The sequence below is a fragment of the Bacillus sp. FSL K6-3431 genome, assembly GCF_038002605.1.
GTDB lineage: Bacteria > Bacillota > Bacilli > Bacillales > Bacillaceae_C > Lederbergia.
Genome location: NZ_JBBOCT010000001.1, coordinates 3095040 through 3121666, shown reverse-complemented (window position 1 = coordinate 3121666; position 26627 = coordinate 3095040). Strand labels below are relative to the sequence as shown.

General features: G+C 36.4%; 19 protein-coding genes. 13 read left to right on the top strand and 6 right to left on the bottom strand.

Going from position 1 to position 26627, the window contains the following annotated elements:
* Positions 1 to 276 precede the first annotated feature (276 nt).
* The gene (locus MHB53_RS15225; protein ID WP_340919848.1) at positions 277 to 9156 is read left to right on the top strand and encodes a Cna B-type domain-containing protein; all 8880 of its coding nucleotides are present in this window, start codon (positions 277 to 279) and stop codon (positions 9154 to 9156) included.
* Between the two features lie 21 nt (positions 9157 to 9177).
* Entirely contained in the window at positions 9178 to 9774 is a 597-nt protein-coding gene (locus MHB53_RS15220; protein WP_340919846.1) for a class D sortase, read from the top strand.
* A gap of 120 nt (positions 9775 to 9894) precedes the next feature.
* Here MHB53_RS15220 and MHB53_RS15215 read toward each other — a convergent pair whose 3' ends face one another.
* Positions 9895 to 10020, bottom strand: coding sequence for a small acid-soluble spore protein P (locus MHB53_RS15215; protein WP_340919844.1), 126 nt, complete (start codon positions 10018 to 10020; stop codon positions 9895 to 9897).
* A 312-nt stretch (positions 10021 to 10332) separates the two neighbouring features.
* Between MHB53_RS15215 and MHB53_RS15210 the strand changes: the two genes are divergently transcribed.
* The 4 genes from MHB53_RS15210 (at position 10333) to MHB53_RS15195 (ending at position 14545) form a co-directional block, all read left to right on the top strand.
* Entirely contained in the window at positions 10333 to 11262 is a 930-nt protein-coding gene (locus MHB53_RS15210) for an ABC transporter permease (protein WP_340924754.1), read from the top strand.
* A gap of 19 nt (positions 11263 to 11281) precedes the next feature.
* Positions 11282 to 12163 carry a carbohydrate ABC transporter permease gene (locus MHB53_RS15205; RefSeq protein WP_340919842.1) on the top strand — a complete coding sequence of 294 codons (882 nt, stop codon included), beginning with the start codon at positions 11282 to 11284 and terminating at the stop codon, positions 12161 to 12163.
* 97 nt (positions 12164 to 12260) lie between these two features.
* Positions 12261 to 13871, top strand: a complete 1611-nt coding sequence (locus MHB53_RS15200; RefSeq protein WP_445661439.1) for an extracellular solute-binding protein — start codon at positions 12261 to 12263, stop codon at positions 13869 to 13871.
* 65 nt (positions 13872 to 13936) lie between these two features.
* Positions 13937 to 14545, top strand: coding sequence for a YesL family protein (locus tag MHB53_RS15195; RefSeq protein WP_340919840.1), 609 nt, complete (start codon positions 13937 to 13939; stop codon positions 14543 to 14545).
* 245 nt (positions 14546 to 14790) lie between these two features.
* On the opposite strand, the gene MHB53_RS15190 is transcribed toward MHB53_RS15195, so the two are convergent.
* Entirely contained in the window at positions 14791 to 15807 is a 1017-nt protein-coding gene (locus MHB53_RS15190; RefSeq protein WP_340919838.1) for an LLM class flavin-dependent oxidoreductase, read from the bottom strand.
* A gap of 223 nt (positions 15808 to 16030) precedes the next feature.
* On the opposite strand from MHB53_RS15190, the gene MHB53_RS15185 reads away from it, so the two are divergent.
* The 3 genes from MHB53_RS15185 (at position 16031) to MHB53_RS15175 (ending at position 18822) form a co-directional block, all read left to right on the top strand.
* Positions 16031 to 16744 (top strand): pseudouridine synthase, encoded by a 714-nt coding sequence (locus MHB53_RS15185; protein WP_340919836.1) that lies wholly within the window; start codon positions 16031 to 16033, stop codon positions 16742 to 16744.
* A 287-nt stretch (positions 16745 to 17031) separates the two neighbouring features.
* Entirely contained in the window at positions 17032 to 18216 is a 1185-nt protein-coding gene (locus MHB53_RS15180) for a ParM/StbA family protein (protein ID WP_340919834.1), read from the top strand.
* Positions 18217 to 18228: 12 nt separating this feature from the next.
* Positions 18229 to 18822, top strand: a complete 594-nt coding sequence (locus MHB53_RS15175) for a hypothetical protein (RefSeq protein ID WP_340919832.1) — start codon at positions 18229 to 18231, stop codon at positions 18820 to 18822.
* A 50-nt stretch (positions 18823 to 18872) separates the two neighbouring features.
* On the opposite strand, the gene MHB53_RS15170 is transcribed toward MHB53_RS15175, so the two are convergent.
* Positions 18873 to 19397, bottom strand: a complete 525-nt coding sequence (locus tag MHB53_RS15170; protein ID WP_340919830.1) for a type 1 glutamine amidotransferase domain-containing protein — start codon at positions 19395 to 19397, stop codon at positions 18873 to 18875.
* A gap of 265 nt (positions 19398 to 19662) precedes the next feature.
* On the opposite strand from MHB53_RS15170, the gene MHB53_RS15165 reads away from it, so the two are divergent.
* From MHB53_RS15165 to MHB53_RS15155, 3 genes are all read left to right on the top strand, one after another.
* Complete coding sequence (locus MHB53_RS15165) at positions 19663 to 21285, top strand: Na/Pi cotransporter family protein (protein ID WP_340924746.1); 1623 nt, start codon at positions 19663 to 19665, stop codon at positions 21283 to 21285.
* 227 nt (positions 21286 to 21512) lie between these two features.
* On the top strand, positions 21513 to 22145 hold the full coding sequence (locus MHB53_RS15160; RefSeq protein ID WP_340919828.1) for an SGNH/GDSL hydrolase family protein: 633 nt from the start codon (positions 21513 to 21515) through the stop codon (positions 22143 to 22145).
* Positions 22146 to 22170: 25 nt separating this feature from the next.
* A complete protein-coding gene (locus tag MHB53_RS15155; RefSeq protein ID WP_340919827.1) occupies positions 22171 to 23037 on the top strand; it encodes an SMP-30/gluconolactonase/LRE family protein in 867 nt (288 codons plus the stop codon).
* A gap of 32 nt (positions 23038 to 23069) precedes the next feature.
* Here MHB53_RS15155 and MHB53_RS15150 read toward each other — a convergent pair whose 3' ends face one another.
* Entirely contained in the window at positions 23070 to 24335 is a 1266-nt protein-coding gene (locus MHB53_RS15150; RefSeq protein WP_340919825.1) for a hypothetical protein, read from the bottom strand.
* Positions 24336 to 24493: 158 nt separating this feature from the next.
* Between MHB53_RS15150 and MHB53_RS15145 the strand changes: the two genes are divergently transcribed.
* Positions 24494 to 25159, top strand: a complete 666-nt coding sequence (locus MHB53_RS15145) for a TVP38/TMEM64 family protein (protein ID WP_340919823.1) — start codon at positions 24494 to 24496, stop codon at positions 25157 to 25159.
* Between the two features lie 68 nt (positions 25160 to 25227).
* Here MHB53_RS15145 and zupT read toward each other — a convergent pair whose 3' ends face one another.
* Both zupT and ytxJ read right to left on the bottom strand, forming a co-directional pair.
* Positions 25228 to 26031: a zinc transporter ZupT gene (zupT, locus tag MHB53_RS15140; RefSeq protein ID WP_340919821.1), complete on the bottom strand. Its 804-nt coding sequence runs from the start codon at positions 26029 to 26031 to the stop codon at positions 25228 to 25230.
* A gap of 252 nt (positions 26032 to 26283) precedes the next feature.
* Entirely contained in the window at positions 26284 to 26625 is a 342-nt protein-coding gene (ytxJ, locus tag MHB53_RS15135; RefSeq protein WP_340919817.1) for a bacillithiol system redox-active protein YtxJ, read from the bottom strand.
* Positions 26626 to 26627: the final 2 nt, after the last annotated feature.

Below are 26627 nucleotides of genomic sequence, written 5' to 3'. Positions count from 1 at the left end.
CTATTAGACGCCTATTAAATGAGGTGTCTAGTAGTCTTTTTTCAATTTTCTAAGATTGCATACAAAATTTGTCTTATTTATCCCACTAAGTCTCTATACAAATGATTATTGTTTAATCAATGCAGATGTTCAGATTTTGTTCAGAGCTATTTTGCTATTGTATATAAGATGATTTACATCAAACAAATCAACTTATCAGGGCTATTTCATAGATAGGAAACTACATTATTACTTAACACGTTGAAAGAGTCAAAGCTAAAAAGGAGGAAAATATTAATGGGGAAAAAGATCAGTATCATTGCCTTTATTTTTGTACTAATATCCAATACTATTTTTACTAGTATTGGACTACCAGCACAAGTACAGGCAGTAAGCAATCCAGAAAAAAGCATTTTTACTAATGTGTCCTTAACGGATGAAGCAAGTAAACTAATCGATTTTGCAAAGCAGATTAGTCCAGAATCAATCATACATATAAAGTTAGACTGGGCACTTACAGCTGAAAATGTGGGAGAAGGAGATATACACTCTTTTAAACTTCCATCGGAATTGAAAGTTTCTAAGGAGGAAAGTGGTGTATTAACAGCACTGAATGACTTAGAAATAGGGTCATACGAAGTTGCTGGGGATGGCATTGTTACAGCGATTGTAAATGAAGAAACAGAAAGCCTTGTGGATGCAAACGGATCCTTAATTATTCCAGTTACTTTCGATAAGGAAGTAATTAAGGATAGTAAAACAGCAGCTCTTACATTTACCAATAATGGAGCAGCACGAGTTATCGATGTTATTTTTGAAGTAGAAGCTGAAGAAGGAACATCAGTAGAAGAACCTGAGGAGTCAGGGGATGTTGAAGAAGAGACAGTAGTGGAAAACACTGAGGAAACAGAAGATGTTGAACAGGATACAGTAGTAGAAGAAGGCGAGAAAACAGAAGAAATAGAGAGTGAAGAACTAAGTCAGGAACAAGATAGTAAAGATCTGAAAGCTGGGTCAAGTGTCGGCCTAGCAAGCACAGATGGGGTTGAAATTAAGGAGAATATACTTACGAATGTAGAGCTAACTCTACCAGGTGGTGGAGATCTCCCTAATCCAATGCCATCTCCAAGTGTTGAACCAGCTTTGGATCTTGAAATAAAATATGAATTTGCACTTCCAGATAATCATGGATATACAGCAGGATCAACTTTTACTTTTAAACTTCCTGACGTATTTAAAGTTCATAATAAGGCCGGTGGGGATCTTGTCAACTCACTCGGGACAAAATTTGGGTCATTTGAATTATTACCAGATGGAACTGTTACAATGACCTTCAATGAGGAAATTGAGAATAATTCTGATGTTCAAGGGTATTTGAGTTTTTGGACGGAAATCAAGGAAGACTTAGGTGGTAGTACAAATCAAACGATTAAATTTCCAATTGATGAAGGTCTAACAATTGATTTTGATGTAAGTTTTGAACCGAAAGTTGGATCCCCAATTGATAAAAGAGGCACGCCGAATAAAAAGTACAACGCGGAAACAATTACGTGGGAAGTTGACTTTAATAAGAATTTAACAAGTATTGAAAATGCGCAACTTCTTGATCCACTTGGAGACAATCAAGAGTTTGTCGCTGGTTCGATTAAAATCTATCCACTCGATGTGCAGCTAGATGGTACTGTTGTAGCTGGAAATGAGTTAACAGATCATTCCTTTGGTACAGCGTTCCCGTTGAATTTCGGCACTCTTGATTCTGCTTATCGTGTCGTTTTTGAAACGAAGATTACGGATGAAGATGGCACGGGATATGAAAACACAGCAACGCTTACAGGAGATAACATCGTAGATCTACCTGCAAAAGCTGAAGTTTCATTCAGTCGAGGAGAGCCTTTAGAGAAAAGCTCCGGTGAGTATAACCCAGAGACACAAATGATTACGTGGGAAGTAAAATATAATTATAATGAAAAAGCAATCGCAAAGAATGGTGCTTATTTAATTGATACATTTGGTGAAGGTCATGAGTTCGTTGATGGCAGTGTTAAAATTAAAGAAATAGAGATTGATCCTAACACAGGTCAAGAAGTTGGTGAGGGTACTAATTTTACTGACTTCAAAGTCACAGATGAAACAAATGGATTTAAGCTTCAGTTTAATGGAGGTATAAATAAAGCATATAAAATAACGTATCAAACTAAGGTTATAGATCGAATCATTAAGGATACAGATTTTACAAACGAAGTTACAGACGGTAATGAGCATAGCAAAGAATCTGGTAAATGGATAGGGCAAGAAGCTTTCCATAAATATCATTATAACGACCAAACTGATTATGGCGCTAAAACAACTAAATGGGGCATTTCAATTAATGGCGATAATAAAGTCATGAAAAATGTTGTTTTAACGGATACATTACCAAAAGGATTGACACTTGATAGTTATACGATCACACATGGTGGGGACTCCCTACCAGAAGATAAATATGTTTATAGTTATGACGAGACTACTGGTGAGATTAAGTTTGATTTTACAAATAAATTAGAACCAGTTACTAAAAGGATTTACATCGAATACACGACATCATTTGATTTTAATGAAATAGAAGATGGCAAGACATCTTTTACAAATGGTGCCAAACTTACATGGATTCCGGAAAATGGAACTGAATTAAAAGAAATGGAAAAAGAAGCTACATTTACACCAAATAATTACACACAACACAATGGTTCCAAAGGCGGTTCATACAACGCTGTTACAAAAGAAATCACTTGGGAGATTGGTGTAAACTATACTTCCAAAGAAATTGGAAATGCGATTGTTGAAGATATCATCTTAGGCAAGCAAAACTTCGATTTAAGCTCAATCGAAGTATATAAAATGACGATAGATTCAAATGGTAATTGGAAAAAGGAAGACGAAGCATTAAAGATTGACGACGATTATGAGGTGGACTCAATTGTAGGACCAACTAATGAACCAGGATTTAAAGTAACACTTGGAAAAATAAGCGAACCCTATGTCATTGTTTATAAAACAGATCTTAAAGATCAATTGATTACTAAATCTTATAACAATACAGCAACGTTAAAAGATGGAGAAACCCATCTAACAGATTTAAAGACAACTGTTTCTGTTGGGGATAACGGTGGAAAATATACAGGTAAAGAAGCAAAGCAAAATGAAGATAATCCAAGAGTACTCAATTGGAAAGTGTTTATTAATCCGACGCAATCGACAATATCCAATGTCGTAGTAACAGACAAACCAAGTTCAAATCAGCTTATATTATTAGAGTCATTTGAGCTGTACGGAACGACTGTTGAAACAAATGGAAGTATTGTGAAAAATGCTGAGGACAAATTAGTCGAGGGTAAAGATTACACATTAGAATTTAAAGAAGACGAAGATGGCAACGAATATTTTGAATTGGCATTTGAAAACGATATTGATCGCCCATATATTTTAGAATATGACACGTTTATTATGGCGGGAAATAATCAATTCGTTAATAACAACGCTTCACTTACAGGCGAACAAATTACCAATGAAGAGACAGGGACAGAGCATAAACACCAAGTGAAATTAACAGGTGCAGGTGGTGGTATTGATGGTCGCGTAGGTCAACTTCAAGTAACGAAAGTCGATGCGGCGGACTCAGATGTAACACTTGCGGGAGCTGAATTCACACTGTTTGATAGTTCAGGTAAGATTGCAGTCAAGACGCTGACAACAGAAGCAGATGGTACAGTAACATTTAAAAACCTTATATTCGGTGACTATATTTTGAAAGAAACAAGAGCGCCAGATGGCTATGTTGGCGGTATAGCAGATGAAAAGAAAATAACAATTGATAAGGAGCTTACCGAGGGTAGCAAAGATGGTAACTCAGTAATAATCGAAAATAAGAAAATAATCCATGCTGTCGAGCTAGAGAAAATAAATAGCGAAAACCCAGACAAAAAGCTAGAAGGTGTAGAGTTCAAGCTACAACAAAAAGTTGACGATAATTGGGTAAATATAGAAACACTATCTACCAACGATAAAGGAATCATTTACAAAGATGAATTGAAACCAGGTGACTATCAATTTGTTGAAACAAAATCCAGGCTTGGTTATGAACTAGATAAAACACCAATTCCTTTCACTATTAAAGAAAAACAAACGGAGAAAATAACGGTCACTAAAAAGAACACGAAAACAAAGATGATAATAGAAGGTAAGAAAGAGTGGAAAGATGAGGATTCTTCAGAACGTCCACAGTCAATCGTTGTAGAACTACTTCAAAATGGTAAAAAAATAAAAGAAGTAGAGGTTACAGCTGCAAATGAATGGACGTATAGTTTTGTAGCATTAGATGAATACGACGATGAAAGTAAAGAGTATATCTATACTGTAAAAGAAAAAGAAGTGGAAGGGTATGACTCATCTGTCGACGGTTTTAATATTACCAACGTTCGTGCAGGTATAACATCAGTAGCAGGAACTAAAACATGGAAAGACGATAATGCAAAAAATCGTCCGGAAATGATTGAGGTGAACCTACTTAAAAATGGTGTCGTAGCAGCAACGCAAGAAGTTACCGAAGCAGATAATTGGTCATATAGCTTTCAAGATTTAGCTAAATATGACGAAGACGGCGTAGCGTACGAATACACGGTGAAAGAGCAAGGTGTTCCAGGGTATAAATCAGAAGTTGATGGGTTCAATATTACCAATATCAAATCTGAGCAAATATCAGTTATCGTAACAAAAGGCTGGAAAGATGATAATGCAACAGATCGCCCAGATTCCATTCAAGTAAACCTTTTAAGAAATGGTGATCCATTCAAAGAAGCAAAAGTAACAGCTGAGAATGAGTGGACATATAAGTTTACAGACTTAGAAGCTTACGATGACGAAGGTGTAACGTATGAATACACAATCGAAGAAGTAGAAGTAGCAGGTTATGAAACAAAAATTGATGGTTTCGATATTACCAATCTACGAGTTGGCAAAACATCAGTAGAAGGCACGAAAAAATGGAAGGACGAAAATGCAACAGATCGTCCAGAAATGATCAAAGTGGACCTATTACAAAATGGTAAAGTAGTTGACACTAGAGAAGTTACAAAGGAAACAGAGTGGAAGTACCTATTCACAGACTGGCAGAAGTATGATGATGAAGGTGTGGCCTACAATTACGCAGTGAAAGAACATGCAGTTGATGGATATAATTCAACTGTAGACGATTTCGATATTACCAATGTTCGTACTGGTACGACATCAGTGGAGGGCACGAAAAAATGGAAGGACGAAAATGCAACAGATCGTCCAGAAAAGATCAAAGTAGACCTATTGCAGAATGGCAAGGTAGTTGATACTAGAGATGTCACTGCGGAAACGGACTGGAAGTACGTGTTCGCAGATTTGCAGAAGTATGATGAGGAAGGTCTCGCTTATAATTATGAAGTGAAAGAACATGTTGTCGAGGGATATGAGTCAACGGTAAAAGGCTTTAATATTACCAACGTTCGTGTTGGAACAACATCAGTAGAAGGCTCGAAAACATGGAAAGACGATAATGCAAAAGATCGTCCAGAAATGATTAAAATAGACCTATTGCAAAATGGTAGCATAGTTGACACGGAAGAAGTTACAGCTGAAATGGAATGGAAGTACCTGTTTACAGATTTGCAGAAGTATGATGTCGAAGGTGTCGCCTACAATTACGCTGTGAAAGAACAGGCGATTGATGGATATAATTCAACTGTTAATGGTTTCAACATTACGAACGTTCGTGTTGGTACAACAACAGTAGAAGGCACGAAAACATGGAAAGACGATAATGCAACAGATCGTCCGGAAATGATCAAAGTGAATCTACTAAAAAATGGCGTTGTAGATAGAACAGTAGAAGTTAAGGAAGATAATTGGTCATATAGTTTTACAGACTTGTATAAATATGACGAAAACGGCGTAGCATACGAATACACGGTAAAAGAGCAAGGTGTCCCAGGGTATAAGTCAAAAGTTGATGGTTTTGATATTACCAATATCAAATCTGATCAAATATCATTGATAGTAACAAAAGGTTGGAAAGACGATAATGCAACAAATCGTCCAGATTCCATCCAAGTGAACCTTTTAAGAAATGGTGAATCATTTAAAGAAGCAAAGGTAATAGCTGAAAATGATTGGAAACACGAATTTACAGACTTAGAAGCTTACGACGAAAATGGTGTAGTATATAAATACACTGTCGAAGAAGAAAAAGTAGTAGGTTATGAAACAAAAGTTAATGACTTTAATATTACCAACGTTCGCGTTGGTACAACATCAGTAGAAGGAACAAAAACATGGAAAGATGGTAACGCAATTGACCGTCCTGAAGTGATTAAGGTAATCCTATTACAAAATGGTATTATAGCAGCAACGAAAGAAGTTACAAAAGAAGATAAATGGTCATATAGCTTTAAAGATTTAGCCGAGTATGACGAAGACGGTGTAGCGTATAAATACACTATTGAAGAAGAAAAAGTATCAGGTTATGACACAAAAATTGAAGGCTTCAACCTTATCAACGTCCGTGTTGGTACAACATCAGTAGAAGGAACAAAAACATGGAAAGACGATAACTCAAATGATCGTCCGGAAATGATCAAAGTTGACCTTTTACGCAATGGTGAAATTGTTGATACTAAAGATGTTAAAGCCAAAGCAGACTGGAAGTATTTTTTCTCAGACTTGCCAAAGTATGACGATGAAGGTGTACCATACAATTATGAAGTGAAAGAACAGGCTGTCGAGGGATATGAAACAACTGTCGAAGGCTTCAATATTACCAATGTTCGTATTGGTACAACTTTAGTAGAAGGAGTTAAAACATGGAAAGATGGTAGCGCAAGTGACCGTCCGGAAATGATTAAGGTAAACCTTTTACAAAACGGTGTCATAGTAGCTACGAACAATGTTACAAAAGAAGATAAATGGTCATATAGCTTTAAAGATCTATTTAAATATGACGAAGATGGTGTAGCATATAAATACACTATCGAAGAAGAAAAAGTATCAGGTTATGATACAAAAGTTGAAGGCTTTAATCTTACCAATGTCCGTGTTGGTACGACATCAGTAGAAGGCACTAAAACGTGGAAAGATGATAACGCTGGTGACCGTCCCGAAATAATTAAGGTAAAGCTTTTACAAAATGGTGTTGTAGAAACAACGAAAAAAGTTACAAAGGAAGATAAATGGTCATATAGCTTTAAAAATTTAGCCAAATATGATGATGACGGTGTAGTGTATAAATATACTATAGAGGAAGAAAAAGTATCAGGTTATGATACAAAAGTTGATGGCTTTAACCTTACCAATGTCCGTGTTGGTACAACATTAGTAGAAGGAACAAAAGCATGGAAAGATGATGATGCAAGTGATCGTCCCGAAATAATTAAGGTAAACCTATTACAAAATGGTGTTGTAGCAGGTACGAAGGAAGCTACATCAGCAGGAAAATGGTCGTATATCTTCAAAGACTTAGCCAAGTATGACGAAGATGGTATAGCGTACAAATACACTGTGAAAGAGCAAGGAGTTCCAGGATATAAATCAGAAGTTAATGGGTTTAATATTACAAATACTAAATCCGCAAAAATATCAGTTATAGTAACAAAAGGTTGGAAAGATGATAATGCTAAAGATCGTCCAACATCAATTGATGTTCAACTTCTAAGAAATGGGGAAACATTCAAGGACGTAGAAGTTAAAGCAGAAAACGATTGGATATATGAGTTTAAAGATTTAGAAGCTTATGATAGTGATGGTGTTGCATATAAATACACTGTCGAAGAAGACAAAGTAGAAGGTTACATCACAAAAATTGAGGGCTTCGACCTTACCAACGTCCGTGTTGACAAAACATCAGTAGAAGGAAAGAAAACATGGAAAGACAATAACTCAAAAGATCGCCCGGAAATGATTAAAGTCGACCTTTTGCGCGATGGTGAAGTTGTTGACACTAAAGAAGTTTACGCCAAAGCAGACTGGAGGTATGTTTTCTCGGACTTGCCTAAGTATGATGGTGAAGGCGTTGCATACAACTATGAAGTGAAAGAACAGGCTATAGAGGGATATGCCGCAACTGTTGAAGGCTTCAATATTACCAACGTTCGTGTTGGTACGACATCAGTAGAAGGCACTAAAACATGGAAAGATGATAACGCAAATGACCGTCCGGAAATGATTAAAGTCGACCTTTTACGCGATGGTGAGGGTGTTAACACTAAAGAAGTTAACGCCAAAGCAGACTGGGAATATTTCTTCTCAGATTTGCCAAAGTATGACGACGAAGGCGTCGCATACAACTATGAAGTGAAAGAACAGGCTATAGAGGGATATGCCGCAACTGTTGAAGGCTTCAATATTACCAACGTTCGTGTTGGTACGACATCAATAGAAGGCACTAAAACATGGAAAGACGGTAGCGCAAGTGACCGTCCCGAAATGATTAAGGTAAACCTATTACAAAATGGTGATATAGTAGCCACGCAAGAAATTACAAAAGAAGATAAATGGTCATATAGCTTTGGAGATTTATCCAAATATGACGAAGCCGGTATAGCATATAAATACACTATTGAAGAAGAAAAAGTATCAGGTTATGAAACAAAAGTTGATGGATTTAACCTTACCAACGTCCGTGTTGGTATAACATCAGTAGAAGGAACAAAAACATGGAAAGACGATAACTCAAACTATCGTCCGGAAATGATCAAAGTCGACCTTTTACAAAATGATAATGTAATCAAGACAGTTGAAGTGACGGCTAAAACAGATTGGACTTACAGCTTTGAGGATTTAGCGGAGTTTGATGAGAACGGTGTAGCTTACTCGTACACAGTCAGAGAACAACCTGTAGCTGGTTATACATCTATTATAGAAGGCTATAATATTACCAATATCTTAGACCCAGCTAAGCCAACAGAGCCAACAGAACCAACAGAACCAACAGAACCTAGTGAAGAAGTTGTTAAGCCAGGTGGCGAAGTTAAACCTGATAAAGGAAATAAACAAGATAATTCTGGAGACAAACTTCCACAAACTGGGGAAGAGCAGTTTATGTATATGATGATTGCAGGATTCTTGTTGCTATCTGCGGGTGGAATATTAATCTTCCGTCGAAAAAAGAACGTGGAATAAAGTGAGGGATGGGAAGATTCTATGAAAAATGCAAAGTTAATGATTGGTATTGTGTTTTCGCTTGCGGGATTGACCCTAATCTCGATTCCTCTTTATCACGAATGGCAACAAGGAAAAGAGTTGAGGGCTTTAGAGAATGCCCTCTCTCTAATTTCTGAATCTGAAGAAGAACAGGTCTTTCTTTCGGAGATAGACAATCTTTCTTTTACTGAAGAGCAGGTAAAGGGAGTACTAGAGCTTGAGATTCCATCTATAGAATTAAAGCAAAAAATTTTAGGCGAGACGACAGAAAAAAACTTAAATATCGCGTTAACACAGATAAAAAAGTATCAAGTTCCTGGAAGTGGAAATTTTACAATTGCAGGACACAGAGGATATCGAGATAAAAGACTTTTTAGCCGTTTACCCAAAGTAAATGTTGGTGAAAAGGTATATTTACATGCTGGTAATCAATTATTTGTATACGAAGTCACGAGTTCTAAAGAAATAGATCCTTCTAAAGTAGAAATTCTAGATGACCATCAAGACAAAAATGAAATCACTATGATTACATGCACGGTATCGGGATCAGATCGAATTGCTGTAAAAGGTGAATTGATTGAAACCATTGATAAATAGCATAACAAGTTGACACTTTCTTTATGGTCCGAGAGCAAATATCCATCTGCTCTCGGACTTTCTGTTTACTTTTGATTGGGAGCTATATACCAGAAGAATATTGACTTTCAGCAGACCAATCTACATATCGTGGCTGCTGTTCTTCTTTTGTCTAGAGTGATTTTGATTTTTTACCTTATGAGAGCCACTTAAAGGTTCAGGTTGGCTTGATTGCTTGTTCTTTGCTTTCGTTGGCTTTTTGTCCATGTGGTAGCACCCTCCAGAAGATGATTTGCAACAAAGTAAATTTCGTTGCCCATGTTATTTTACTCAAAAATTGCAATAATATTAGGGGAAAGACAAAGATATGTATTGAATAGGAAAGAAATGTCCTGAGTGAAACTTAACTCAGGGGCATTTCTTTTTACTATTTTAATGAATATGAAAATTTACATAACTTAAACAAAGCGTTAATAAAAGCTTTACTATTGGTTGTTATATTATTTATGAGGTACAGAAAGAAAGCAGGTGAATGATAGATTGGAAAAAGCAAGTGTATATGTCGATAGATCTTTAAAGATAGAAAGTAATTCTAATGATAAGATCAGTAAATTCCGTAAATCAATCAGAAAGAATTTAGTCCTCTATTTATTAGTCATTCCTGTACTAGTTTATTTTTTAGTCTTTAAGTACATCCCAATGTATGGTTTGCAGATTGCCTTTAAGGAGTTTATTGCAACAAAAGGGATAGGTGGTAGCCCTTGGGTGGGAACAGAGCACTTTATCCGCTTTTTCAATAGCCATTATTTTTGGAGATTGATTCAAAATACGCTAGGTATCGGCATTTATCAGCTAGTTGTCGGTTTTCCAATTCCCATCATACTAGCGCTACTAATTAATGAGATACGTAATAAATCACACAAAAGCTTTATTCAAACCGTTACATATGCTCCGCATTTTCTCTCTGTCATTGTATTAGTGGGTATGCTGTTTTTATTTTTATCACCAACTAATGGAATTGTTAATCAAGTAATTATTTTGTTTGGCGGAGAACCTGTTCATTTTATGACAGAATCGAAATGGTTTAAATCTATCTACGTATTTTCTGGTGTATGGCAACAGATGGGATGGAGTTCTATTATTTATTTAGCTGCACTTTCTGCTGTTGATCCTCAACTTCATGATGCGGCAAAAATAGATGGGGCAAGTAGATTACAAAGAATATGGTATGTAAATTTGCCAACAATCCTACCGACGATCATTATTCTGCTCATTTTGCAATCCGGTGATATTTTAAGCGTAGGTTTTGAAAAAGTATTTTTAATGCAGAACCAGTTGAATATGGAAGCTTCCGACGTCATTGCCACCCACGTATATCGATCTGGAATATTAGGAGCACAATATGATTATTCTGCTGCGATCGGGTTATTTGAATCTTTAACTAATTTTATAGTGCTATTGATGGTCAACTACTTTGCTAAAAGAACAAGCTCAACAAGTCTTTGGTAATAAAGATAGGAGAGATGAAATGATTAAGGAGAGTATAGGGGACAGATTATTTGGATCCGTAATTTACGTAGTATTAGCTATCTTATCTATATTAATGATCTATCCGCTTGTTTACGTTTTTAGCGCTTCGATTAGTGACCCCACTGCCATATTAAAAGGGGAGGTTTGGTTATTACCGAAAGATATAACGTTCGACTCCTATAAGAAGGTATTTCAAAATAGTCAAATTCTAATAGGTTATCGGAATACGGTTATATATACATTACTTGGTGTAGTGATCAATTTGGTGCTTTCTATCATGATTGCTTTTCCATTATCCCGAAAAGACTTTAAGGGGAAAAATTTCATTACGATGATAATAGTATTTACGATGTTTTTTAGCGGTGGAATGATCCCTACATACTTATTAGTTAAAAATTTAGGTATGTTAAATACAATTTGGTCTGTGTTAATACCTGGTGCAGTTTCCGTTTATAACGTTATTATTATTAGGACATTTTTTCAAGGTATTCCTGACGAACTTCGAGAGTCTGCTGAAATGGACGGTTGTTCAAATATGCAATATTTGTTCAGAATATTGCTTCCATTATCAAAGCCGATTATCGCTGTTATGGTGTTATTTTATGGAGTCGGACATTGGAATGCATTTTTTGACGCATTAATTTACTTAACAGATCAGAACAAATTCCCATTGCAATTATTTTTGAGAGACATGCTTATTAAGGATGATATGTCTAATATGGCACAAATGAGTGATGAAATAGTCTCTCGTTATCTAATGCAAATAGAGGGGTTGAAATATGCGGTAGTAGTGGTAGCAAGCTTGCCTATGTTGATTCTTTATCCATTTTTACAAAGGTATTTTGTAAAAGGCGTGATGATTGGTGCTTTAAAAGGTTGATGAATTTAACAGCGTTATTATGAGGAGGGATGCCTTTGAATCTATAAAAGATTTTTGTCATTACATAGTTAATATAAAAGGGAGAGGGGTTATGTAAATGAAACGAATTCTAGTTGCTATAATTGCATTGATGCTCCTAGTTTTGAGTGCTTGTGGTTCTATAAAGGATGATGCAAAACAGAGTACGGAAGCGAAGACAGTAGCAAAAGATAATTTCAATGAAACGGGTCTCCCGATAGTTAAAGAACCAATTGATCTGACATTCTTTACGGGAAAATCAACGATTAATACTGATAAATTTGAAGAAACGCTTGTTTGGAATAAGTATGCAAAGAAAACAGGAGTCAATGTAAACTTTGAGTTAGTTCCATTTGAAAGTCTTACGGAAAAAAGAAATCTTGTCCTTGCGAGCAATGATTATCCGGATGCATTTTACTCCGCAAGGGTAACTGCAGCAGACCTTTCAAAGTATGGGAAACAAGGAGTTTTTATCCCGTTAAATGACCTGATTAATAAATATGCACCAAATTTTAAAAAATTATTGGATGAAAATCCTGATATGAGAAAAGGATTGACGATGCCTGACGGAAACATCTACTCATTTCCATCTTTCTATGATCCATCATTTTTACCAATGTTGATAGGAACGCCAATATGGCTAAAACAGGAATGGCTAGATCATTTAGATATGAAAGAACCTGAAACGACAGAAGAGTTTTACCAGTTTTTAAAAGCTGTAAAGGACACGGATTTAAATGGTAATGGCAAAGCAGATGAAATACCATATAGTGGTGTAGGAACCGGTGCATTGATTGACCAACTTAAAGGCGCTTGGGGATTAGGAACAAGAGGATTGGGCCATAGATTTGTTGATATTAATCCAGATACAAATGAACTTCGATTCTTCCGAACGAATGATAAGTATAAAGAAGTGCTTGAATATGTGCACACTCTTTATAAAGAAGGATTGATCGATCAGGAGATTTTTACTCAGGACAGCAATCAGCAATATGCTAAAGGCATCGATAATAGGCTTGGTGCATCCATGTTGCCAAACCCAACTATGTTATTCAATGATGATGGGTTCATAGGACTAGGTGCATTGGAAGGACCTCATGGCGATCAATTATACAGTCATGTAAAAGTGCCGATGGTTCATGTTGGAGCTTTTGTAATCACAGATAAAAATAAAAATCCAGAAGCGACTGTGAGATGGATGGATCACTTCTATAGCGAAGAGGGAGCCTTGTTCTATTTCATGGGCGAAGAAGGAAAAACATACGAGAAAGCTTCAGATGGATCATTACAATTCACTAAGGAAATTACGGATAATCCAAATGGACTTTCGCAAGACCAGGCTTTAGCAAAATACTTCACGTGGCTTGGAGGAAGTTATCCAGGATATGTTAAAGAGCAATGGTTTAAAGGGTCTGAAACTCTTCCCAACTCCATTGAAACTGGGAAAAAGGCAGAAAAACATGTAATTGATGAGATTTGGAATACGTTTAACTATACGGATGAAGAAACATCGTATTTGCAATCTCAAGGTGCTGACATGGATGCTTATATCAATGAAATGGAAGCTAAGTTTATCGTGGGAGATGCACCATTTAATGAATGGGACAAATATGTTAAAAACGTCGAAAAAATGGGCTTAGAAGAATACATGAAAATACAGGAAGCTGCTTATGAACGCTATATGAAATAAAGGAAAAAGAGCCAGAAAGCTATTTTTAATGGCTTTCTGTTTTTTCTATTAAGAGGAGATAAGAAATGATGAAAATTGGGAAATTATACCAGTTGAGTGAATGGGCAATGAAACTAGCATTAGTGAATTTACTTTGGCTTCTCTACAGTGTACTGGGACTACTTATTTTCAGTCTCTTTCCAGCTACTTCAGCCATGTTTTATATCATTCGAAAATGGCTAATAGGTGAGACGGAAATCCCATTGTGGAAAACATTCCATCAGCAATTTAAGAGTGATTTTAAGCAGATAAATATTATTGGAGTCCTATTCTTTTTGATCGGTCTTTTGTTATTTATTGATGTAAGATTTTTTATATCTTCTCATAATCCTCTATTAAATATAGCTGGTATCTTTGTTTTACTTGTTGTCTTTATATATGCTGCTTGCTTGATATATATTTTCCCTATATATGTTCATTACCAACTAAGAACGCTCGAGTATTTAAAATCTTCCTTTATCATTGCCCTCGGAAGACCCATACAAACTTTTCTTATGATTCTAGGGGTAGCAGTGATTGGATTGTTATTTAAGTCAGTGCCCGGTTTAATTCCTTTCTTCTCCGGAAGCTTTTCCGCCTTAATTTTAATGAAGGTTGCTTCCATTTCGTTTGAAACTAAGCCATCTTATTTATAGTATCTTCAACTATTTTAACTATTTGGTAAATTGAAATTAGCCTACAGTTGGAAACTATACAAGGGTCAGAACCTACAATGAAATTTTTAACTTTAAGTGAAAAAGGGTACTAGGTTATTAAATCAGTCTAAGTGTGCTATTGTCTGTCAAGGTGAGCATCAGAAAAGCCAAAAGCCCCCACAGGATTTTTGTGAGAGCTTTTGGTTTTTGTATTAAAATTTTGTGATGCTAGCCATCGCTTGGGTTTACTCCATCATCTCTGAAATGATTTCATATGATCTTAGACGGTCTTCTTGATGGAAGATTTGCGAGTTGATGATGATTTCATCTGCTTTCGTTTCATCTAAGAAGCGTTTGAGTCCCTGTCTAACGGTTTCGGGATTACCGACAATGGTTGAGCGTGGATCGAGCGTTCTTCCGATAGATGAGCGCTCAAGCTCGCTTGAGACATCATTGATATGATCAACAGGTGGTTTTAGTTTCGTTGGCTGCCCTCTGACTAAGCTTAAAAATTGTTGTTGTTGTGAGGTTGCTAGCCAACGTGCTTTTTCATCTGTATCTGCAGCAATTACATTGACGCCTACCATTGCGTATGGCTTCTTGAAAGCATCTGATGGTTGAAAGTTATCGCGATAAAGCTCAAGTGCAGGCAATGTATAATCCGGTGCAAAATGACTTGCAAAGGAAAATGGTAAGCCTTTTTGCGCTGCAAGCTGGGCGCTAAAGCCGCTTGAGCCAAGAAGCCATATCGGTATTTCAAGTCCTTCTCCGGGGATAGCACGTACACGAGCAGAAGGATTGTACTTAAAGTATGCTTGAAGTTCTTCCAATTGCTGTGGAAATTCTTCCGCACCTCTACTTAAAGTTCTTCGTAATGCATGTGCGGTCGCCTGATCACTTCCTGGAGCACGGCCAAGACCAAGATCAATCCGTCCAGGATATAGAGCTTCTAGTGTCCCAAACTGCTCTGCGATGACTAGGGTAGCATGGTTGGGTAGCATGACTCCACCTGCTCCAACACGAATCCTCTTTGTTGCACCGGCAATATGTCCAATGAGTACCGATGTTGCAGAGCTCGCTATACCGGGCATATTATGGTGTTCGGCAAGCCAGTAACGATTAAAGCCTAAATTCTCGGTGTATTGTGCTAATTCGACACTATTTATAAATGACTGTTCTGCATTGCTTCCCTCAATGATAGGGGCTAAATCTAGAACGGATAATGGAATATCGTGGAAAAGCCTTGTTTGAGTTAAACTCATCCTTTTTCCTCCTTAAAGGTATATCTATACGAGAAGGATACGGCTTTTATAATGCCGCGTCCAACAATCTGTCTTTCGTTTACTAAGGAAAAGGGTAGGGGAGGTTAATGTTTGTTCTATGTTGCGATGTTTGCTATTTTTACACTATAAGATAATTATCCCATCACAAGAATGATTGCAATATTATTTGCATTGAAAAAGCGATCATCAGAGGAGCATGTATATGAGATTAAATAAATTTATTAGTTCGACAGGGCTTTGTTCGCGTAGAAAGGCAGATGATTTAATTGCACAAGGGAAGGTAGTAGTCAATGGAGAAGTAGCTACATTAGGACTAGCGGTAGATGATAGAGATGTGGTTGAAGTAGATGGGAAGGTATTAGTGCAAAAGAAAGAGGAAGAAGTGTATATTGCCTTAAATAAGCCACCAGGTATAACTAGCACTACAGAACAACATATCGATGGAAATATTGTTGATTTTATCAATCACGATCAGCGAATATTTCCGATTGGCAGACTTGATAAAGAGTCGGAAGGGTTGATTCTACTAACAAGTGATGGAAATATTGTCAATGAAATTTTACGAGAAGAAAATAACCATGAAAAAGATTATATTGTAATGGTAAATAAAGAGATTACTCCGTCTTTTATTGAAGGCATGTCCGATGGAGTGGAAATATACAATCCTGTTAAAAATGAATATACTACGACTAAAAAGTGTAAGGTTCTACAATTAAATAATCGTAGTTTTAAAATTACGCTATCTCAAGGTTTAAATAGGCAAATTCGCAGAATGTGCACTCAATTTGATTACCAGGTATATAAGTTGCAACGGGTTCGTGTAGCACATATTACTCTTAAAGGATTGGAACTTGGTCAATGGAGGAATCTAACGGAGGATGAGGTTCAGAAATTCAAACACGCAAGAAACAATTAATTTCCATATTAGTTGTTTCTTTTTTTTTTTTTTTTATTTTTGATGTTTGCAATTATGTGTACAAGTAAACAATATGTTTTCATTGTGTGTTCATAAGTGTAAACTTGTATACAAAACTGTACGCAATCAACGGTATCAAGGTGTACGCTGATATGTATACGTGTATACACTAAAGTAAACATGTGTACGTATTTGTTTTCTTTATGTGCGTAATTGACGTATGTATACATTTCCTTTATTGTTAATATTATAGTGATTTTCAATTAATTATAGAAAAGGGTGGTTTAATGGGCAATTCAAGAATTGCAGCGATTGATGTTGGTAACGATTCGATAAAGGCGCTTTTTGGGAAATTAGATTCTGAGCTATACATACCGAATGTCATTGCAAGAGATAGAGAAGATAGACCAGTTATAGGAATTGAAGAATTAGATGCAAAATCACCATTAGATGGGATTCATATTAGGGTTCACTCTCCAGCCTTAAAAGAGAATAATGTGATTTATCGTGTTGGTAATTTAGCTACGAAGAGTGATAATTCAACTGAATTAGATCCGGGGAGCAGTAAATCAGAAGAGGATCAAACGCTGGTTATGCTATTTGCTTCGTTGGCGCTTGATGCTGTTAATGAAAAAAATTCAAAAGTATTCCAAAAAACAAATAATGTTATTGATGCAAATTACACACTTGGAACTGGTTTGCCCCTTCGTGAGGTGAAAGAAGGAAAAGATGTTGGCTATCGCTCCCAGCTTTTAGGATCGGTTCATCAAGTTGAGTTTTTAGTGACTCCTCAATATCAAGGTTTAAAAGTGAATATTAAATTTGATGAAGTAAAGGTATACCCTGAAGGATTCGCTGCTTTTATTAATCTTGTAATGGATAATGACTTGAATATTATTAATAAAGACTTAATTGATAAAAGAATACTTATTCAAGACATTGGTGGGTTATCAACGGATATTGCGGTTATTAAAAACCGGAATGTGGACGATGATAAAGCGCAAGGATTTAACTTAGGAGTATCAGAATCATTAGAAGCGATCAGAGAAGAAATCAGATCAAAGCATGGTGTCGAATTAGATAGCCGTAGAGATGTGGTAGAAATTATTACGAAAAATAATAATAGAAATCATATTATGGTAAAAGGAAGTCGGACAAGTGTTCATGATATAACGGACAGAATTCTTCTTGAGCTAGCGAAGAAGGAATATCGTCATTTACGTAATATCTGGCAGAAAAACTCACAAACAGAAATCTGCTATTTTGTTGGTGGCGGATCGATGGTTTTAAAAGATTATATTAAGGCATTAAATAATAGTTTAGATGGATACAATATTGAATTTTTCGAAGATGAAAAAGAGAGTATTTGGATGATGGCTAATGCTTATTATAAATTAATCTCTGATTTTTCAAGAAAAAACAAAAAAGAAATGATAGTTAAAGAGCCAGAAAGAAAAACGGTGAAAAATTAATAGGATGATTCCATGATGAAAAAGGGGACGACCGGGATACAGAGAGGACAGGCGATTACATTTCGTCTGCCTTCTGACATGCCAGATCATATATTAATGAAGTTGCAAAGATTAAAAGAGACAGAGAGAAGAAACTTTTCTAGTAAAATTGCTGAGTTTGTTGTCGAAGGAGTGAATAACTCTCTATCGAGCGAAAGAGAAACTATTACGATCCCACTTCCAAAGCAATTAACGAAAGAACAAAGAAATTGGCTTAAACATACTCATTCTGAAGCATTGATAGGAAACATAATCCACCACTTATTAGCTGATCCGTTGCGTGCGACGTCTGTTTTAGCAACTTTAAACAGCAACTCCTTGGATATTGACGAGGCATTATTTCTTCAAGAGAGTGAAAATGAATATCCAGAAGAGGATCAGGTAATAACTAATAAAAGTCATGACGAACAGGATTTTGAGAGCACTCAAGATGGTTTTGAAGATGATATGATGAACTTTGATTGGAATAAAGCAAGAGAAGAACATTCTACATCAATAGAAGATGATTCAGTAGAAGAAACATCTAATGATCTTTTGGATGACTTTCTATCGCGGATGAATAAGTAAATAAAAAGTGCGGCTGAACAATTAATATGTTCGGCCGCTTTTTGACTATGCTATTGTTCAGCTAATATATCAGCGAAGGCCTTAACGTATGGAGGTAAATCAGGTGGGCGACGGCTAGAGATTAAATGCCCATCGACAACAACTGCTTCATCACTCCACATTGCACCAGCGTTTGTCATATCATCTTTGATGCCGGGAGTGCTCGTTACTTTTTTACCAGAGAGGATTTTAGCGGAAATAAGCACCCAACCTGCATGACAAATTTGACCAATTGGCTTTTTTGCTTTATCCATCACACGGACAAATTCTAGCACTTCTTCATATCTTCTTAATTTATCTGGTGCCCAGCCACCAGGGACAAGTATCGCATCATAATCTTCTGCGCGTATTTCTGAGAAAGAATAGTCAGATTGTGCAGGGACGCCATATTTACCTATATACTTTTTGTGGGCTTCTTTTCCTACTAAATGAACTTCTGCGCCTTCTTCTTGAAGTCTTAAGATAGGATACCAAAGTTCCAAGTCCTCGAATTCGTCTTCGATAAGCGCAATTACTTTTTTATTTTGTAATCTCATTCTTATTCCTCCTGTCATATAGGTACTAACAAATAACCATACATCAATCTGAGTCGAAATTCATCGAAGAAGGTCCTTCGTTATATCAAATCGCATTCATTCAATTTTATGTAATCGCTTACCTGTATCTCCTTTACTATAGCCTTTTTTCCTTAGTTTAACAGAGGGTAACTTATTGTTTACAATTGTCTAATCTTTCATTAATATGAATAAGGGTATGAAGTTTGCGGAAATATAAGCGAATACGATGAAAAGGAATGAAGAGATGGATTTGCAGACAGTGATATTTACGTTTGTTGGTGGTTTGGGGATCTTCTTGTATGGAATTAAATCCATGGGAGATGGGCTTCAAAAAGTTGCAGGAGATGGACTCAGAGATCTATTAGATAGATTCACGACAAAACCGATCATGGGAGTTTTAACTGGTATCGTTGTCACTACCTTGCTACAAACCAGTTCTGGAACAACCGTTTTGACCATCGGTTTAGTAACGGCAGGTTTCATGACTTTAAGGCAAGCGATAGGCGTCATTATGGGCGCAAATATTGGTACAACAACAACCGCGTTTATTATCGGTATTAATATATCCGAGTACTCGCTACCAATCATTGCATTAGGAGCTTTCCTAATCTTCTTCTTTAAAAATCATAAAGTAAATAATTTTGGGCAAGTTTTCTTTGGCTTTGGAGCTTTGTTTTTTGGTCTCAAATTAATGGGCGATGGAATGGAGCCACTTCAAGACGCTAAAATGTTTACTGATTTAACAGTTAGCATGAGTGATAATCCATTATTAGGAGTATTAATCGGAGTTATTTTAACAGTTATCATTCAAAGTTCTTCAGCTGCGATAGGATTGCTACAAACATTGTTCGATCAAGGTGCAATCAACTTACATGCTGCATTGCCGGTTTTATTCGGCGATAATATTGGAACAACGATAACAGCTGTATTGGCTTCGATCGGTGCTTCAATTGCTGCAAAGCGCGCTGCATTAACACATGTTATGTTTAACGTGATTGGGACAATTCTAGTTTTAATTCTTTTAGTACCTTTCACTGCTCTAATCGAATATTTTCAAGCTTCTCTAGGGCTAAATCCTAAAATGACGCTTGCTTTTGCACACGGGACGTTTAATATATCCAATACAATTATTCAATTCCCATTTATTGCTGGATTGGCTTGGATTGTAACGAAGCTAGTACCAGGTGAGGAAAGAACAATTGAACATAAACCAGTTCACCTTGGGGAACAGTTTATTCGTCAATCACCTTCTGTAGCGCTTGGACAAGCCAAAAAAGAAGTGATAAGAATGGCGGAGCTTGCAGAACAAGGGATTGTGGAAGCTGGCCATTATTATAAAACACAAAGTAAAAAACATCGTGAACTAATTCCACAAATCGAAGACGCACTTAATAATCTGGATAAGAAAATTACTGAATATATGGTCCAAATTTCATATCATTCCTTATCAGATCAGGATATTAAGCAACATCACACACTTATGAATACAGTGATGGATCTTGAGCGTATTGGAGATCATATGGAAAATATCATGGAACTTGTGGATCACCAAATAAATAGTAAGGTTAAATTTTCTGACTCAGCAATGGCTGATCTAGATGAAATGTTTGACCTGACGACTTCAACTATTAGACAATCAATCAAAACGATTGAGACAAATGATGTTGAACAAGCGAAAGCAGTATTAGAAAATGAGAAGTTGATTGATAAAATGGAGCGTGATCTCCGCAAAAAGCATATAAAAAGATTGAATGAAAATCAATGTTCTGGAACCGCAGGTATTATCTATGTAGATATTGTTAGCAATCTGGAACGGATTGGCGATCATGCTGTCAATCTAGCAGATGATTTACTCGATGAAGAATAAGGTAAATCGTAACGACTGAAGATAATTCGGTCGTTTTTTTGTTTGTTATAATCAGAAAAGTATAACAATACCAGGTGGATTGCGATACAATACTATTATGTAAAATCTTAATGTAAAGGGTGTGGTGAAAAAGTTTACTATGAGTAAGTATCATACCAGGGGAATCAAATGCTAAGAAAGGGTATTTGTTTACATTTTTATATGAATATTTTTAGGGGGATATTATATTGAACTTCAACAATGACGATAAAATAGTTTTGATTGGTGATAGCATTACAGATGCTGGGAGAAGAGAAGATCCTGAGAAAATGGGGCATGGTTATGTGCGGCTAATCCGTGATTATTACTCCATTACAGAACCAGAAGCAAATCTACAATTTCTGAATAAAGGAATTGGTGGCGATAGAGTTGATCATTTGGCAGCTAGATGGCAAGAAGATGTAATCGATCTTCAACCTGACTGGGTTTCTATTTCGATTGGCATTAACGATGTCTGGAGACAGCTTGATAATCCACATCTTGAACAGATTTATCCAGAGAAATACGAGCAGATTTATTCGGAGTTACTATCTAAACTATCGGCAGAAATGAAAACAGGCATCATATTAATGGAGCCTACGGTTATTGAAGAGGACCTTGATTCTAAAGGGAACCTCCTGCTTATACCGTATATAGAGGCTGTTCATCGCTTAGCCGTAGAATACAAGGCGATAGTAGTGCCGACTCATCAAGCTTTTAAAACTTATTTGCGACACAAATCAGGATTTAAATTAACAACAGATGGTGTACATATGACTTCTGGTGGAGATTTATTAATGGCTCAAACTTGGATCAAAGCCGTACAGGAAGCTGAAAAATAAAGTATCGATAAACAGGAGGTTTGAAATGGAAGCTCAGATTTGGATGGATATGAAGCATATGCTTGGAGAGGGTCCAACATGGGACAGTGAACATCAACGTTTCATGTGGGTCGATATTAACGGGAAAACTATGCAAAGCTATGATGTTAAAACGGAGCACCTCCAAACGTGGTCATTTAACGAATATGTAACTACAGTTGTGCCAATAAACAAAGAAAAGGTAGTATTGGCGATGCATAGCGGGGTATATAGATTTAACTTGATTTCAGAGGAATTGACTTTGGTTGCAAGTCCTAATGATAACCCAGACATTAGATTTAATGATGGAAAATGTGACGCTAGTGGCAGACTTTGGGCAGGGACGATGGATGTTGAAGGGAGTGAAAATGAAGGCGCTTTATACTGTGTTTATCCCGATGGTCATGTAAAGGAAAAAGTCGCACCTGTCACTATTTCTAATGGGATTGCCTGGAATGCTACAAATGATATCATGTATTACATTGATACGCCGACGAAAAAGGTTGCTGCATATGATTTTAATATACAAACAAGTGAGATTACATTTCGAGAGTATGTAATCACTATTCCTAATGGAGAAGGCGCTCCGGATGGTATGACGATCGATGAAGAAGGAATGCTTTGGATTGCTCATTATGGCGGCTGGAAAGTATCTTGTTGGAACCCACTAACAGGTGAGCAGATAGATGAAGTTAGCGTACCTTGCAGTAATGTTACTTCTTGTACGTTTGGTGGTAAGGATTTGAATGAGTTATATATTACCACCGCAAGACAAGGCTTAAACGAGGAAGAATTAAAAAATCAGCCTCATGCAGGGGGACTGTTTCGTGTGGAAATGAAAGTTCGCGGTATGAAGGCTTTTAACTTTAAATAATACAGCTTGGGGGGGACGAAAGGCTTCTCCCCCTAAATGTCTCTTAGCGCAATGATTTCTTTCGTGGCAGCATGGACACCGTATTCGCAATCTAATTTTCCGCAAAGTATATATTTCTCTTGATGGAGATCATAAACATAGACCGGTGTTAAAGTAATGAATGGCTTGAGTTCCTCATATGCAATGTGATGTTCCACTGTTGGTTCAATGGCTGTAAAGTCTTGATATATTTCAAGAAAAGACTCATTATCTATATAATTTACAGCATCCAAAGTGGCTCCATTAATCATAACGATTATTTTCCTTTGAAAAATTTTGTAATCATTCTGCACTTGCAATTTTAAGACAGCATCTATATATCCGTTATTACGATGTAGTGATTTTAGAGTCCATTTCCCTGATTCGCTGGGATAAACTTGGCGTAAAAAGTCCCTTACAACGATAATGCATTGTGCCTGGATTGATTCGGTAATAGGGTGACTATCTATATCAAATTCCTTAGAAAAGGCTTGTTCCATTGTCACTTCCGAACCGAATTCCAATTGTTTTCTCATAAAAGGTTTATCGAGAGGAGTCTCCCAGTTTAAGGTTTTATCTATCAATAGTCGTGAACGTTCATCAAGCTGAAAATCTAATGTTTTGCTTTCTTTGTTGGCAATATATATTTCCTCTACCCCATAAATTGGAAGCAGTTGTTTGTCTTCGTCCGTGGGAAATTCTAATAATTTTAGCTGTGTTTTTGCTATCTGCTCGACAGCATCGATTGTCAATGTGAAATTATCTTCGATAACTAGGTCTTTATTAGGAAAGTCACCATAAATCGAGAAAAGGGTTAGCTTATCATTTTGATCTACTCTTATCTCGATAGTACTGGATGGTGAAAAAGGAATCCCATTTATACTTCCCTGAAAATAAAAGGTCTGCTCGTCTATTTTTTGTAGATGGAAGTCCTGCTCATTTCTCAATCCTGTTTCTACTTCGATCCAATGGGTGACGTCTTTGAGATTATTTTTATATATTATTCCCTCTGCATAAGAAACTCCGCCGACAAAGATAACAGATTCATATGAGTGATTATGCAAATCATACTCGATGCAAGCCGTTCCAGTGGGATTAGTATCCTCATCTGCTATTTGTGATACATCATTCGGAAACCATTCCATACTATATGTATACCTTACCTCATTATAAACATTGCTTTTTTTGAAGAAATGAGTTCTATATAGATGATAGTTGCTTAAACCAAATTTTTTTCTCGTATCATTAATAATATTATCGATGGTGGTAGTATTATTCATTTATCCATCCCTCTTTTCTTGTTATAATTTAACTATAGCATGAGGGAAATTGAAGCTTTTGTAAAATCGTCAATAAGCAATCCATTGCATATTGTTTATTGCTATCCTGCTTGCTTTTTTTATTATTAAATAAATAGTTCTGTCTCCTTGGAGGGATAATGATAAAAATACTATTAAGAGTGATTTCTTTTCTAGCTATCGCTTTACTCGTAATCTGGGCATTTAATACTGAGTGGTTCTCGATCTTGAAGACTGCAGATATGGATGAGATCGAAGCGTTTTTGGGTGAGGAGCAACATATAACAGTACTGATTACTTTCGTGTTGATGATGGTTCAGAATTTATTTACGCTTGTCCCTTTAATTTTGATCGTAGCTGTTAATATTTTATTATTTGGCTTTATACATGGTTATTTCTGGAGCTTGGTGACAAGTATTATAGGTAGCGTCGTTGCGTTTATCTTATATCGATATTGGCTTCAGTCAATTTTGGGTGAGCGAATAAATAAAGGTATCAAGGAAAAAATTGAAAGTAATGGTTTTTTATTTATGCTGTATGCGAGGCTGATTCCGTTTGTCCCTTCTAGTTTTATTAATATTGCAGGTGGCGCAAGTTCGATTAGAATGTTTCATTATTTAGGAGCAACGGTAATTGGGAATGCGATATATATTTTTTTGATGTGCTTAGTTGTGAATGGTATTATTACAACAGATTTTGAAAAATATGCTCTACCAATTTCATTAGTCGCGTTGTTACCGTTTGTATACTTTTATCAAAAAAGGAAAATGTCTAAAAGGAGAAAGAAGAATCTGCCTGTCAAATAAAAAGGGATTCCATCCTAATCGGGAATCCCTTTTCTAGATATAGGATAGTTCATTTTCGGCTTTTCTTTTTAAATAACGAGTATTAGACTGATGGCCATAACCACCATTCCGCTGATTAATCCATAAATGGATGTGTGTGCTTCATCATACTTTTTTGCTGCTGGCAAGAGTCCATCAAGTGAGATGAAAACCATTATACCGGCAACAGATGCAAATATAATTCCAAATACGACGTCGTTTAAAAAAGGCATCAAAATTAGAAAGGCAATAATCGCGCCAACGGGCTCTGAAAGTCCTGATAAAAATGAAAGTTTAAATGCCTTTTTCTTACTCCCAGTTGCAAAATAGATGGGTACAGCTACAGCAATACCCTCAGGAATATTATGAATGGCAATTGCGATTGCGATTGCTACTCCAAGAGCAGGATCTTGTAAAGCTGCTGTGAACGTGGCGATTCCCTCGGGAAAATTGTGAATAGCAATCGCTAATGCGGTGAAAGTTCCCATCTTTAGCAATTCAGCATCGTGAACATTATTTCCTTTCATTTCTTCTACTTTTTTTATTTCATGTGGGTTTCCTTGATTTGGAACAAATTTGTCGATGAAGGCGATTAAAAGCATGCCACCAAAGAAGCCACCTATTGTGGCCCAGTTACCTGTTTCATTACCGAGTGCAGTTGTTAAGGCGTCTTTTGCTTTTACAAAAATTTCAATCATTGAAACATAGATCATCACTCCCGCAGAAAAGCCAAGTGACCATGAGAGGAATTTTGTATTTGTAGTGGATGTGAACATCGCAACAACACTGCCGATCCCTGTAGCAAGTCCGGCCAACAAAGTAAGGCTAAATGCCATAATTAAGTTATCAGTCATTTTTGTATTTACTCCTCTTGCTCGTTGAATTCAATCTAAAAAAAGTTGCTTCTTACGATAATATGCAAGATATATTAAAAGTTTCCATTGGGAAACATTTTACACCCAAGGAAAAATAAAAGTCAATAAGTACGATGATAATAAACAGTGAATTTTATCATATGGAAGCAGTATCGTGTTAAAAATCGAAAATTAAACATTAAAAAAGGCCTCTAACGTTTGTGAAACGATAGAAGCTCTCTGCATATCTTTCTATTCAGTTATATGTTCTTTAACCGCATTCCCCAATGCCTGTCCAGTAATCTTCCAATGTGAAGCGTTCCATAATGGCTGTTCCTTTTGAAGGAGGAGAACTTGTGGTGATTGATGGGTAATTCCTAGGTCGTTTGCGATCTCATTTGATACGGGCCTGCTTTCGATTACTGCTACAATGTATTTATCGAGATCAGTTTCATATGATTTATATTCATCATATGCTGAAGCGCTTATTGGGCATGTAGTGCTGTGTTTGAAAACAAGAACTGGCTTTTCATTAGAATCACTCAATACATCTTTCCATTCATTTAAAGTGTTTAATTTTTTTAATTGTGTCATTA

Coding starts and splice junctions, on each gene's coding strand:
- MHB53_RS15190 (WP_340919838.1), bottom strand. CDS start 15,807: ATGAGTTTAACTCAAACAAGGCTTTTCCACGATATTCCATTATCCGTT.
- MHB53_RS15185 (WP_340919836.1), top strand. CDS start 16,031: ATGAGATTAAATAAATTTATTAGTTCGACAGGGCTTTGTTCGCGTAGA.
- MHB53_RS15150 (WP_340919825.1), bottom strand. CDS start 24,335: ATGAATAATACTACCACCATCGATAATATTATTAATGATACGAGAAAA.
- MHB53_RS15205 (WP_340919842.1), top strand. CDS start 11,282: ATGATTAAGGAGAGTATAGGGGACAGATTATTTGGATCCGTAATTTAC.
- MHB53_RS15215 (WP_340919844.1), bottom strand. CDS start 10,020: ATGGACAAAAAGCCAACGAAAGCAAAGAACAAGCAATCAAGCCAACCT.
- zupT (WP_340919821.1), bottom strand. CDS start 26,031: ATGACTGATAACTTAATTATGGCATTTAGCCTTACTTTGTTGGCCGGA.
- MHB53_RS15200 (WP_445661439.1), top strand. CDS start 12,261: ATGAAACGAATTCTAGTTGCTATAATTGCATTGATGCTCCTAGTTTTG.
- MHB53_RS15145 (WP_340919823.1), top strand. CDS start 24,494: ATGATAAAAATACTATTAAGAGTGATTTCTTTTCTAGCTATCGCTTTA.
- MHB53_RS15225 (WP_340919848.1), top strand. CDS start 277: ATGGGGAAAAAGATCAGTATCATTGCCTTTATTTTTGTACTAATATCC.
- MHB53_RS15180 (WP_340919834.1), top strand. CDS start 17,032: ATGGGCAATTCAAGAATTGCAGCGATTGATGTTGGTAACGATTCGATA.
- ytxJ (WP_340919817.1), bottom strand. CDS start 26,625: ATGACACAATTAAAAAAATTAAACACTTTAAATGAATGGAAAGATGTA.
- MHB53_RS15170 (WP_340919830.1), bottom strand. CDS start 19,397: ATGAGATTACAAAATAAAAAAGTAATTGCGCTTATCGAAGACGAATTC.
- MHB53_RS15175 (WP_340919832.1), top strand. CDS start 18,229: ATGATGAAAAAGGGGACGACCGGGATACAGAGAGGACAGGCGATTACA.
- MHB53_RS15195 (WP_340919840.1), top strand. CDS start 13,937: ATGATGAAAATTGGGAAATTATACCAGTTGAGTGAATGGGCAATGAAA.
- MHB53_RS15220 (WP_340919846.1), top strand. CDS start 9,178: ATGAAAAATGCAAAGTTAATGATTGGTATTGTGTTTTCGCTTGCGGGA.
- MHB53_RS15155 (WP_340919827.1), top strand. CDS start 22,171: ATGGAAGCTCAGATTTGGATGGATATGAAGCATATGCTTGGAGAGGGT.
- MHB53_RS15165 (WP_340924746.1), top strand. CDS start 19,663: ATGGATTTGCAGACAGTGATATTTACGTTTGTTGGTGGTTTGGGGATC.